The organism is Sphaerospermopsis sp. LEGE 08334 (genome assembly GCF_015207205.1).
Taxonomy (GTDB): domain Bacteria; phylum Cyanobacteriota; class Cyanobacteriia; order Cyanobacteriales; family Nostocaceae; genus Sphaerospermopsis.
The window spans coordinates 16,674-29,335 of the sequence record NZ_JADEXH010000053.1 but is presented as its reverse complement, the minus strand read 5'-3'; the positions used below and the strand labels follow the sequence as shown (position 1 = coordinate 29,335).

Here is a 12,662-nt window from a genome sequence, read left to right as displayed (position 1 = left end):
ATTACCAATTACCAATTACCAATTACCAATTACCAATTACCAATTACCAATTACCAATTACCAATTACCAATTACCAATTACCAATTACCAATTACCAATTACCAATTACCAATTACCAATTACCAATCCCCAGTCACCTATCACCTATTCCCTTGAGACAATATCCTACTCCTCTAACTGTATGCAGTAGTGGCTGATCAGAACCCCGATCTATTTTCCGTCTCAAATAACCAACATATACATCTACAACATTAGAATCACTATAAAAATCAAAATCCCAAACGTGTTCACCTATTTGTGTACGGGTAACTACTGTATTGGAATTACGCAATAAATACTCTAAAAGTTTAAACTCTAAGGGGCTAAGTTCAATGAAACGTCCTCCACGCTGAACTTCCCTTGTGACTACATCCATAGTTAAATCACCAACCTGTAAAATGGTGTTAAATTGTAATGGTGGGCGACGTTGCAAAGCTCGTAACCGTGCTAGTAGTTCTGAAAATGCAAAAGGTTTGACTAAGTAATCATCCGCACCCTGATCTAACCCTTTTACCCGATCTTCTACAGTATCCCGTGCTGTTAAAAGTAAGACTGGAGTTTTAATTTTTTGCTGGCGAAATTCTCCTAGTAGCTTTAACCCATCAATTTTGGGTAGCATAATATCTAAGATGATAATGTCATACTCAGCAGCAAAGATGTATTCCTTACCTTCTTCACCATCATGAGCCACATCAACAGCGTAACTCATCTCTCTGAGTCCTTGACTGATAAATTGAGCTATTCCTGGTTCATCTTCAACTAGCAAAATTCGCATATAGCAATCTAGCAATCCTATTTTAGTTGAGAATTTATTGGTGAGGTAAGGGAACAGGTGACTGGTGACTGGTGACTGGTGACTGGTAACTGGTGACTGGGTAGAAAATTCTTTACTTATTCCCTATTCCCTATTCCCTATTCCCTATTCCCTACTTTCCCAACAACTAATGACTAATGACTACTTACAATAACCCTTCTAGTCTGCGACGGAAGCTGTCTAGTTCAGAAGCAGACATTTCCTGTTCTTCTGACTGAGAACTATTATCATAGTTATTTTGAGTTTGACCTTCTGGTTTCCAATCAGTTTCTTCTACGTTCTGTTCTGGAGGTGTCACCACGATATTACTATTTTCTGGCACAAGTTCCCAGCCAAAACCCGCACTTTCACAAAATTCCTTGATATCCTCAGCATCCATTCCTTCAACTGTGGGGGTGGGGAAATCTTGCGCTTCTAACATTAAAGCAAAGCGAGTGGCATCATCCTCTGATTCAAACATCATGATTGTATTGCGATCGCCCACCCGAATCGAGTGAATCCCTTCATTATCAGTTCCCGCATTGAATAGTAGTACAAAAACACGCATCTTTAATCCTTTGACTTTACGTTTATATTATTTCTATTAAAGTTCGAGATTGTGCATCTGGGAAAGCCAACAATAGACGAAAGGTACATTTTTCAAGATTTCAGGCAAATCAAACCCTAATTGTGCTAATCTCTGGCTAAACCTGGGGAAATATGTAAACTGGTCTATATTCTAGAAGTGACATAGCTAAATCTTGTGCTAATTATAAATAGCAGCGTGCCATCTAACTCCGGCAATTTCCAGAGTGCAAACCCATGTCTAACACTTCCAAACAAGATCAAGAAACCCCAACCGTAAGCCGCAAATGCTTATGGTTGATGATATTGAGTCGTGGTAGCATGGCTTTAGGTGCGTTGTTGCTAATTGTAATCATCGGTGGTATTTGGCGGTTAAGAGAATTTATCCAAAAAGAGTTAGCACCTCTAGCGCAACAAAATCTTACCAATACCCTCAACCGTCCAGTTGAACTGGGAAAAGTCAAAGAATTTTCCCTCACCGGAGTCAGGTTTGCTGCTTCAGCTATCCCTGCAACACCCATAGATACAGATCGGGTGACAATAGAAGCGGTAGACGTTGGTTTTGATCCTTGGCAGTTAGTTATTAACCGCCAATTAAAATTAGATGTTACTTTAATTAACCCAGATATTTATATTGAACAGGATAACCAAGGACGCTGGATCACTACCACTATCGCCCCACTAGGAAAACCAGGACTGATTAAAACCGATTTAGATAAACTGCGCGTTCGCAACGCCAAGTTAATATTAGTAGGAAACCAGAAAACGCAGTCACCAGTCCCCAGTCACCAGTCTCTAATACCTGTAACATTTTCAGGTTTATATGGAACTGCCCAATTGATAGAAAATAACCGACTAATTAAATTTGACGTAGCCGGAAAACCAAAGAACGGAGGTAATATTTTCCTGCAAGGAAATCTCCGCGCCCAGGCAAATTTAGAAGGTAATTTAAAGGTAAAAACGCAAGATTTATTAGCCGCAGATATTACTCGTTTGATTCAATTACCAATAAATTTACAAGCTGGTCGGGTAAATGGTGATTTACAAATTCAATTAATACCAAATCAACAAACTTTATTAGATGGTACTGCTGCTTTACAAGCTGTAACTCTACAAATTCCCCAAGTCCCACAACTATTAAGTAATACTCAGGGAAATGTCAAGTTTCAAGGATTAGCTATAGAGTTAGATAATGTAGTTAGTAATTATGGAAAAATTCCCCTGACTGCTAAAGGTTTGATTGACCGAGGCAAAGGCTTTAATTTATCAGGGCGTGTCAATGCAGTAAGTTTATCAAATGCCTTAGAAACTCTCAAAGTTCAATCACCATTTCCTGTGAGTGGGGTGGTAAAAGCCAATTTACAGATATTAGGAAATATTGACGAACCTGTGCTTTCAGGAACTGTGGCTAATATCAAAACTGCCAAAATTGATCAAGTTGATTTTGAGAAAGTTAGTAGTAAATTTGAACTTTCAACTCGTGATGCTCTGCTGACTCTCAAGGATATTCAAGGACAAATAAAATTAGGTGGTGAAGTTACCGGATCGGGAAAAATTGCCCTGGGGAAAGTACCGCAAATCAATGTTAATTTAACTTCTAAAAATGTTCCAGGGGATGCGATCGCTAAACTTTATAATGATAATATTAACTCTACATTCAAAATTGGCACTGTTTCAGCTACAGCTAACCTCATTGGTACAGCTAACAATATCCAAACTTTCGTAAAATGGCAAGCTCCCCAAGCCACTTATGCTGCTACTGGTGAAACAATTATCAACCCAAATCGTACAGTTGATTTTCGTAATGTTGCTGTTAATATTGCTGGTAATATAATCCGGGTTTATGGTAATTATAATCCTCAAAGTTGGCAAGCTGTCGCTCAAGCTTCGGGTGTGAAATTAACCCCATTTCTCAACTCACAACAATTAGAAAATATCTCTTTAAATAACGCAGCATTTAACGGTAAATTAGTCATCTCAGGAACTTCTGAAAACTTTAAAATTACTAATATTCGTCCAGAAGATGCAAATATTAATATTGCTGGCGGTAAAGTTGCCATTTCTCGTCTTCAATTAGAAGATAAAAACTTTATTGCTGACTTGATAGCTCAAAATGTGCGTTTAGGGACAATATTAAAACAATCTCCCCCCATTTTAAATAATCCCATTGCCGGGAAATTTACTATTGCAGGTAATACCGAAAATTTCAACTTCAATAATTTCGGTGCTATTGGTGAAGGTAGTTTAAAAGTTAATAATGGCACAATTACAGCTAAAAATATTCAAGTTAGTAATGGTCGTTATCAAGCGCAAGTTGCAGTTAAAAATGTACCTGTGCAGAGATTAGCAAATGTTCCACCTCAAATACAAGGTGCGTTAGTTGGTGAGTTTAATGTTGCTGGTAATGTTGCATCTTTTCAACCGGAAACTATTCAAGCAAATGGTCAAGCAAAGTTAAATCTTGCTGGGGGAACAGTTACAGCGTCTAATATTCAACTTGCTAATGGTCATTACCAAACATTAGTTAATAGTTATGGTGTACAATTAAAACGTTTAAATCAACAATTATCAGGTAAATTTGCAGGTCAGTTAAAAGTTGCTGGTATTGTTGGGTCTGCGAAATTAGCTGATATTCGTGCTACTGGTCAAGTGCAGTTTAGTCGAGGTATTCCGGGAATTAATTCTCCTTTAAATGCTGTAGTTTCTTGGAATGGTCAACAATTAACTATTCCCCAAGCAAGAACTCCAAATTTAAACGCCAGTGGTTATATTTTAGCCGATGCTAAACAACCAGGTATACCAGAAATTACTCAATTAAATCTCAATGTTCAAACGCAAAATTATGACCTCAAACAATTACCTTTGCAATTACCTAATGCTGTAAATGTAGGCGGAAAAGCCGATTTTAAAGGACAAATTACCGGGAAAATCACAGCACCGAATGTTATTGGATCTTTGGGATTGCGAAATTTGCAAGTGCAAAGCAAAATACAAAAGTTTGCCTTTGAACCATTATTAACTGGTAACATTAATTTAGTGCAAGGAAGGGGTTTAAGTTTAGATGTTGCTGGTAAAAGAGACAGACTAGCAGCTAAATTAAATGCCAATAATCAACCTAGCGCCTTTTTATTACAGTGGCAACAAGCATCAGCAACAGGTCAATCTCAAGGCGACAATTGGGCAGTTAAAGTTAATAATTTACCCTTACAAGTGTTAAATTTAAACTTAAATTTAAACTTACCTAATAATCCGATTTTGGGACAAAGTGCATTAGCTGGTTCATTAACGGGAGATTTGCAAATAAATCAAAAAACATTAGCAACGCGGGGAAATATTGCGATCGCCAAACCGCAACTTGGTAGAATTAAAGGCGATCGCTTCACCACCGAATTTCAATACAACAATAATTTAACCACCTTAACAAACAGCGAATTTATCAACGATCAAAGTCGCTACCTCTTTGATGCTAACCTCAAACAAACTCCTCAAGGTCCCCAAGTACAAGCCAAAATTAACATCAACCAAGGCAAAATTCAAGATTTACTCACCGTTGCCCAAATATTTGAAATCCAAGATTTACAAAGAGGTTTAACACCTCCAACCTACGGTACCGCAGCAGATTTAACCACCAACCCGCGAGGTTTAGCAAATCAAACTTTATTCAATCAAATTCAACGTTTAGCAGAAATTGATGCACTCCTAGCAGCACAAGAACAACAGCGATTAGAATCTAAACCAATACCAGATTTAAAAGACTTAAAGGGAAATTTTAACGGTGAAATTGCCATCAATACCGCAACAAAAAACGGACTAACAGCACAATTTAACCTACAAGGACAAAACTTTACTTGGGGTAGAGAAACAGAACCTAATCGTTTTTATCGTGCCGAAAAAGTCATTGCTGAAGGTAGTTTTGAAAAAGGTGTTTTGCGGTTACAACCTTTACGCATCGCAGCGAAAGATAGACTAATAGCCTTTACTGGTAATGTTGGTGGTGAAGAACAATCAGGAAAATTAACAGTTGAAAATTTCCCCATTCAATTATTAAATAACTTCGTCAAAATCCCCGTAGGAATTAGCGGTAATCTTAACATTGATGCTGCTATAGCTGGTAGTATAGCCAACCCCCAAGCTAGAGGACAATTAGAAATCACAGAAGGAACACTCAATCAAAAACCAATACAGTCAGCCAATGCAGGTTTTAGTTATGCTGATGGACGTTTGAAATTTGGCAGTCAAGTCATAGCAGTAGGAAACGAACCAGTTAACATTACTGGTGATATTCCCTATAAATTACCATTTGCATCTGTAGAACCAAACAACAATCAAATTACTCTAGATGTCAAAGTCAAAGATGAAGGTTTAGGATTATTAAATCTTTTCACTAATCAAATAACATTTGAAACAGGTAAAGGAGAAGTAGATTTAGCTGTGAGGGGAACCAGACAACAACCATCTGTTAAAGGTACTGCCTCTCTTAATAATGCCACATTTGCAGCCCAAGCTTTACAAGGTAAACTAACCAATGTGTCTGGAAAAGCCGAATTTGATTTTAATAAAGTATTAGTAGAAAACCTCCAAGGGCAGTTTAGCAATGGTAAAATAGAAGCCACAGGAGAAATACCAATTTTCAACAGTCAAAACATCCAAATAGATAAACCATTGAGTGTGAAACTAGAACAATTAGTATTAAATCTCAAGGGATTATATCAAGGTGGTGCAAGTGGTAATTTAGAAATTACAGGTTCAGTATTACAACCAGCAATTGGTGGTGAGATAGAATTATCCAATGGTCAAGTTTTACTAACAGAATCTGATACAAAAACCTTATCTCAAACAGGTTCTGATTTATCAATTTTTGCAGCCAGTAAACAAAACAAAACCAGTGATATTGAAAGCGGAATAACCAGATTAAATAATTTACAAATCAAGCTAGGAAACAGTGTAGAAATAGTTCGTCCACCTGTTTTCAACTTCCTCGCAACTGGTGATTTAAATGTGAGTGGTACTTTAAATAATCCTATACCCGCAGGAACTATCAGATTAACCAAAGGTGGCGTAAATTTGTTTACCACCCAATTCAATTTAGCTCGTAACTATAAACATAGTGCAACTTTTAGAACTTCTGATCCTCGTGATCCTGAGTTAGATATTAAAATGTTTGCTAAAGTATTAGATGGAATCCAAACTATTGATCTCAGCAGACAAGTTTCTACAGGGTTATCAGAATTAGAAACCGTCCGCGTCGAAGCAATAGTTAAAGGTCCCGCTAGTCAACTAAATGAGAATTTAGAATTGAAAAGTAGTCCCTCACGTTCACAAACAGAAATTGTTACTTTGTTAGGAGGTGGGTTTGTAGACACCCAAGGACGTGGTGACACAACATTGGGTTTAATTAATATTGCTGGTTCGGCTGTTTTCAATAACTTTCAAGCAGCATTTAACCAAATTGGTGATGCTTTTGGTTTAAGTGAACTGCGGATATTTCCTACCATTCTTTCTGATAAACCCGAAGCAGGTAAAAGCAACTCGACTATAGAATTAGCATTAGAAGCAGGTGTGGATATTTCTAGCAAATTTTCTTTTTCTACGATCAAAATTTTAACCGCTAGTGACCCCTTCCAATGGGGTATTAATTACAGAATTAATGACGATTTTCGGGTTCGTGCTTCCACAAATTTCACTGATGATAGTCGGGCGATCATTGAGTTTGAAAGAAGATTTTAGCAGGGAATAAGGAAAGTTATCTTCCCCATGCTTCACCCATAAGAGGATGTTTGAAAAGTATTTTCGTGAGACTTAGGGAGTTCAAGGAGATCAAGGACTCAGTAGTTCTAGGAGTTTTGTGATTTTGAATTTCTGGAAATATCAAGAAAGTGCAAGCATTTTAATTTGAATCATCCCCGATACCTTGATTTATCTAGGTTTTACATTGATACAGTCCACAATTAATAAATTTATCCTAGCAAAATAGGTCATTTATACACTTCAAAGATTGATTGACTATCAGGTGAATTTCTAATTTCATCTATCATAAATTCAATCATCGGTTTAGCAATTGCACATTGCAAAATACCACATGAATCGTAAACGCGCTCACTAGGAATCGCTTCTGTAATTGCAATTTGATTGCATTTTCGATCATATTGACAACGACGACAAAGTTCCCCCCTTTTCATCCGGTGATTAGTCACATTTACAAAATCCTGAGATTGAAAAATTTCACTTACAGTTTGTTGAAAAATATTACCCATTAAACCCTCCGCTAAATAAGCATCACCATGAGTATAAACATCACCATTAGTATTGACAATCCAAGCCCAATCATGAATATAGGGATTATAAATGTCAATTGTAGAATTTATTATATATCTCACGGCTGCTTGAAAATACTCATTAAGTGGCTGGACAGTAATATGAGAGATTTCACTAAATTGAGCTTTAGCAATCATTTTTAAAGCATTAATAGTTTGCTGATGACTTAATAATAAATTACTCATCCGCTCAGGAAGAATTTCCCGGCTGCTATGAATAGGTAAAATTCGATAATCTATTCCTAATTCATTATAAAACTGGTAAGTTTGTAATGCTTTATCTACATTGAGCGCGTGCATAACAGAAATTCCACCAACGGGAATTTGACGATCTAATAAAATCTGTAAATTATCTAAAACTTGATCTTGAGAAACTTTACCAGCAATATCAAGACGCTGTTCTCCAAAGACATCTAAGGAAAATCCTAACTGAATCTCTAGTTCTTCTAATAAATCTAAAGTTTTAGAGGATATTTTGAATAAATTACTCTGAACAGTAGTTCTCGTATTAATCCCATTTTTTGTCAAATATTTATCTTTGAGTTCACAAATTGATCTAAGGTAATTATGGGGTAATAAAAGGGCTTCACCTCCATGAAAAATAAGAGTTAATGAGAAGTTTTTTTCTTCTTTAATCATATAATCTGCCATATTTTTGAAAAAAAACTCTATCCCATCTAAAGACATTCTCTCTTTATTTGCTAATTCATCATATTCATAGCAATATGTACATCTTAAATTACATAATTTACTCAATTTCATGATCAGGTTCATTGTTTTAAATTCCTTGTATTCCTAATATATAGCCTGATTTAGATAATCTTTGTAGAGATATTACACGGAACATCTCTACATTATTCTTCAGCCAATGCTGGTTATATTTTTATCGTTCGATGGGTCTGCTTCTTGGGATGCCTTGAATTTTTTGAAGTTTTACTTCTTGTTGAATAATATTTTGTAATGTGTTACGCACTACTGAATTAGGTAAAGTACGTGCCACATTACTCAATTTAGAATCTATTGCACTACCTCTTGACCAATCTTTCCAACCTCCTTGATCAGTCCATGAAGACTGATCCCATGAACCATTAGCAGCAGGATTTTTATTCCCTAAATCAAATATAGCCTGATTGATTACTTTGCCTTGAGCAACCTCAATAATTAAATTGTTAGAAAGTTTGTATTGACCATCTGGTGCAATTGTTTTTTTACCACTGTCATCAACAACAAATATCTCTTTACTATTAATCAAAATTGTTGCCGCACCTAATTGATTAACCAATTTTTCGTCTTTAACAACAACCAAATCATATTGGACTTTTGGCAATTGCTGAATTTGTCGCAATTTCAGGGGTTTTTGCGCTATTTGAGTGGGACTTGCTTCCGCTACTGGAATTAAGTATTTATCTAAGCTGCTTAATAACTGAGTTCCTAAACCACTTTGAGTTGTTAATGGGATAAAAGCAGTTAAGATCAGGACAGTTTGTGCTACTTTTTGTCTGTTTATATGATAATCTTTTTTCTGAGGATGATTCTCTGGAGTAGGCATAGGTGATATTCTCACTTGTTAGAATAAAATACATATAGGACTCCTATTTGATTTTTGAACAAGCTGTAAACCGTAAACCGCATATAATCAAGGATTGAGTCTCAGTATATTGAGCAAGATTCAAGTAGGACTCCCATAGCACTTATGACTAGAGCAATTTGAAAAAGTTCCTATCTCATATCCCAAAACTGTCATTAATTTAGCAAAAAAGCGGTTAGCTTAACCGTGTTAATACTAATAAATTATGTAGGTTGGGTACAAAGAAAGCGCAACCCAACAAAATTAAATCACAAAATCACCAAAATGTTGGGTAACATCCGTCAACCCAACCGACACAATTTAAATAACATCCTGTAAATCCTTAAATCCTGGATATCCTGATTCAGACAAAGAAAATTCTTAATATGACATCAAAAGCGTGAAAATCAACCAACAGCAAAACCTGTATATTGTCTCACTAAAGGTTCATGAAATGCTAAAACAATATCTGATTTTGGCACTCCTAATTTAACTAACTCATCTGCTATACCAATCTCAGTTCCATCATGTTGTATCCAAATTTTCTGATCTTTAATATCTAAATGCAAAACACAACCATGCTGCCGTTTTCTATTTTTCCAACCCACATACATCAATTGATAATGATCACCAAAAGTATCAAAAATCAATTGTTGTTCAATTTCATCCTTAGCTGAACCTAATTGAGCATATTCTGTGATCACTTGTTTGACATAATTGCGATATTGTTCTAGTTTTTCCATGCTACAATTACCTCCTGAACTGGATCATAAATCATGATTTTAAGTTGGGAACGCTCAACAACTGTTTTAATAAACTGCAATTGAAAGAAAGAGTAATAAATTCCTGAAGGAACAGCTAAATATAAAACTCGTTCTGGTTGCTGTTCTTCTAATGCCAAATGATAATTAAAAAATTGTCCAATGGCTTGATGAAATTGAGAGATATTAGATGTACCAATAAAACTCTTAATTTCTACCGCTATTTTTTCTCCTTCTCTTTCAGCAGCTAAAACTTGCTCCGCACCGAGATCAATATACATTTCTACATCACCAACTTCTATCCTTAAAGGATCATCTGTAATCACCCAACCTTCTTTTTCTAACCCTATCCTAACAGCATCATGAAAAATATCTTTAGCTGGCATTAACTTTCTAAAAATTAGACTTTTCACCCACAATTATAACATCAATATTAAATATTCCCAATCTTAGGCGCACAACCGGGAACAGAAGAACCTATCAAACAACAAGGCACAAGTTGCGCTGCACCTGTAGAGCGAAGAGAGTTTTTCTGTTTACTATTGATGTTAGTGACAGAATTCCAGTAACTTTAGGTCAAGTTCGTTCTTGGTCTGTGCCGAAATAATTAGGGGGTGCTGAAAATTTTCAGCAAACCCTAATTACACACCCAAATTATCATCTTGCTGATTAATTGCTAATCGCAAAACTGATAATCCTAAGATGATTAAAAATAACACCAAGCCAATTGTACAAGCATAGGTAAATTCTAAATTACTAAATGCCTGTTCATATAAATAGTAAACAATTGTTTTAGAACTGTTCAGGGGGCCGCCTCCTGTCATAATATAAACTTCTTCAAAGACTTTAGTGGCAGAAATCGCTGAAATTACCGCTACTAACGCTAAATAAGGCTGCATTAAAGGAATGGTAATATCTAAATGTTTGCGAATACCATCTGAGCCATCAATTGCTGCTGCTTCATAAATATCCGCAGGAATAGATTGCAAACCTGCTAAATAAATTACCATGTAATATCCTAACCCTTTCCAAATAGTCACAGCCATTACACTAGCTAATGAAATGGGGACAATTCCTAATATTTTCTCTGGACTTGTTAACCAAGGAATTCCTTCAGGAAATATACCTAAAGTTTTCAAGAATTGATTTAATAAACCGTTTTCTGCATACAACCATTTCCAAGCTATACCTGCAACAACCATTGAAATGACTACAGGTGTATAATATGCAGTCCTAAACCAATTCATACCCCGCAGTTTTTGATTTACCAAAATCGCTAAAATTAAGGGAGCAATTACCAAAATTGGCACAACTCCAACCAAATAGAGGAAGGTGTTTTCTAAGGTTTTCCAAAAAACAACATCTTTCCATAAACGCAGAAAGTTGTCAAAACCGATAAATTTAGGCGTTTCCCCAATATCTTGATAGCTGGTAAAGCTGAGGTAAAATGCTTGCAGCGCAGGCCAAAAAACAGTTAAGCCTAATAAAACTAAAGCTGGTAATAAAAATAGATAAGGTGTCAATCTCTGTTGAATAATTATCCAGTTTTTAGGTGTTAATTTATTCATCATCTACTAATCAGGGAACAGTTTACAGTCAACTGTTAACAGTGAACATTGAAAACGGCTAACTGTCAACTGATAGCTGATAGCTGATAGCTGATATTAAGAAGTAATAAGTTAATTATCAAGATTGAGTAAATAGACTATGATTCTAATACAAACTGGTGTGCCACTGAAACTGTTAGAAAAACTGTTGTTTTTTTGGTAGCAAAATTTTAGTGGTACTGATAACGTAACTAACAAAAAGTTGCTTAAAGATCAAGAAACTTGGGTTTTGTTACTGTTATCTACACTTTGTTTATAACACGTACACAACTGATGGAATTTATGCGCCAGATTTTAATCCGCTTTCTCTGGCGCTTTTTCATAGTTGTCAAGAAGGGAATAGGGAGGAAAATTTTAGATTTTAGATTTTAGATTTTAGATTTTAGATTTTAGATTTTAGATTTTAGATTTTAGATTTTAAGTAGGTAGGCATTAAAAATTGTCGTTATGGCAAGGCAGGAAGAAGGAGACATAAGGCAGGAGGGAAGAGGTTTTTAGCCATTTTACATTTTGTTACATACCTTGGTTTTTTCCTGCTGACTTACTTAGATTTTAGATTTTAGATTGAAGTTGACAAAAACAATCCAAAATCCAAAATCCAAAATCAATAACACCTGACAAAAAATCACCTCCAGCGAAGGTTAGTCACCAGAGGATAGAATCAAAGACATTGGAATGTGGACTAGTCTTGATATCAATTTATCTTGCTCACAAATCTATGCACTCTATCGCAAGGAAAGGGTTTTAATTTATGCTTTCTAAGTCTAATGAAGTAGGATGATTATACAGCACTTTCCGGTGTAATGAGGTAAACTATTGGCGGTCAAGATACCCACCCCACAAGAGTTTTATGGTCAATTTTCGATAGTGGTGGAAACTGATACCAAAAAAAGACCCCCGGTTATACACCGAGGGATTCTGCAAGTCGGAATTATCGCACAAAGACATTCGCGCATCTAGGATAGCAATGCAACACTGCAAATATCTGCCAAAAT

8 protein-coding genes are annotated in these 12,662 nt (G+C 35.9%); 1 reads left to right on the top strand and 7 read right to left on the bottom strand.

The genetic code is table 11. The features are described from left to right. Nucleotides 1–134: 134 nt before the first annotated feature. Entirely contained in the window at nucleotides 135–815 is a 681-nt protein-coding gene (locus IQ237_RS22675; protein ID WP_194059245.1) for a response regulator transcription factor, read from the bottom strand. Between the two features lie 184 nt (nucleotides 816–999). Further along, nucleotides 1,000–1,401 carry a DUF3110 domain-containing protein gene (locus tag IQ237_RS22670; protein WP_194059243.1) on the bottom strand — a complete coding sequence of 134 codons (402 nt, stop codon included), beginning with the start codon at nucleotides 1,399–1,401 and terminating at the stop codon, nucleotides 1,000–1,002. A 254-nt stretch (nucleotides 1,402–1,655) separates the two neighbouring features. On the opposite strand from IQ237_RS22670, the gene IQ237_RS22665 reads away from it, so the two are divergent. Continuing rightward, nucleotides 1,656–7,145 carry a translocation/assembly module TamB gene (locus tag IQ237_RS22665; RefSeq protein ID WP_194059241.1) on the top strand — a complete coding sequence of 1,830 codons (5,490 nt, stop codon included), beginning with the start codon at nucleotides 1,656–1,658 and terminating at the stop codon, nucleotides 7,143–7,145. A 248-nt stretch (nucleotides 7,146–7,393) separates the two neighbouring features. On the opposite strand, the gene IQ237_RS22660 is transcribed toward IQ237_RS22665, so the two are convergent. From IQ237_RS22660 to IQ237_RS22640, 5 genes are all read right to left on the bottom strand, one after another. Then, nucleotides 7,394–8,506 (bottom strand): radical SAM protein, encoded by a 1,113-nt coding sequence (locus IQ237_RS22660; protein WP_194059239.1) that lies wholly within the window; start codon nucleotides 8,504–8,506, stop codon nucleotides 7,394–7,396. A 109-nt stretch (nucleotides 8,507–8,615) separates the two neighbouring features. Next, nucleotides 8,616–9,281: a hypothetical protein gene (locus IQ237_RS22655; RefSeq protein WP_194059237.1), complete on the bottom strand. Its 666-nt coding sequence runs from the start codon at nucleotides 9,279–9,281 to the stop codon at nucleotides 8,616–8,618. Nucleotides 9,282–9,706: 425 nt separating this feature from the next. Beyond that, nucleotides 9,707–10,042: a XisI protein gene (locus IQ237_RS22650; protein ID WP_006196086.1), complete on the bottom strand. Its 336-nt coding sequence runs from the start codon at nucleotides 10,040–10,042 to the stop codon at nucleotides 9,707–9,709. Then, nucleotides 10,030–10,446, bottom strand: a complete 417-nt coding sequence (locus IQ237_RS22645) for a XisH family protein (RefSeq protein WP_006196088.1) — start codon at nucleotides 10,444–10,446, stop codon at nucleotides 10,030–10,032. The genes IQ237_RS22650 and IQ237_RS22645 overlap by 13 nt, the downstream gene beginning before the upstream one ends. Nucleotides 10,447–10,701: 255 nt before the next feature. Next, nucleotides 10,702–11,628, bottom strand: a complete 927-nt coding sequence (locus tag IQ237_RS22640) for a carbohydrate ABC transporter permease (protein ID WP_194059235.1) — start codon at nucleotides 11,626–11,628, stop codon at nucleotides 10,702–10,704. Nucleotides 11,629–12,662 lie beyond the last annotated feature (1,034 nt).

Coding starts and splice junctions, on each gene's coding strand:
- IQ237_RS22675 (WP_194059245.1), bottom strand. CDS start 815: ATGCGAATTTTGCTAGTTGAAGATGAACCAGGAATAGCTCAATTTATC.
- IQ237_RS22670 (WP_194059243.1), bottom strand. CDS start 1,401: ATGCGTGTTTTTGTACTACTATTCAATGCGGGAACTGATAATGAAGGG.
- IQ237_RS22665 (WP_194059241.1), top strand. CDS start 1,656: ATGTCTAACACTTCCAAACAAGATCAAGAAACCCCAACCGTAAGCCGC.
- IQ237_RS22660 (WP_194059239.1), bottom strand. CDS start 8,506: ATGAACCTGATCATGAAATTGAGTAAATTATGTAATTTAAGATGTACA.
- IQ237_RS22655 (WP_194059237.1), bottom strand. CDS start 9,281: ATGCCTACTCCAGAGAATCATCCTCAGAAAAAAGATTATCATATAAAC.
- IQ237_RS22650 (WP_006196086.1), bottom strand. CDS start 10,042: ATGGAAAAACTAGAACAATATCGCAATTATGTCAAACAAGTGATCACA.
- IQ237_RS22645 (WP_006196088.1), bottom strand. CDS start 10,446: ATGCCAGCTAAAGATATTTTTCATGATGCTGTTAGGATAGGGTTAGAA.
- IQ237_RS22640 (WP_194059235.1), bottom strand. CDS start 11,628: ATGAATAAATTAACACCTAAAAACTGGATAATTATTCAACAGAGATTG.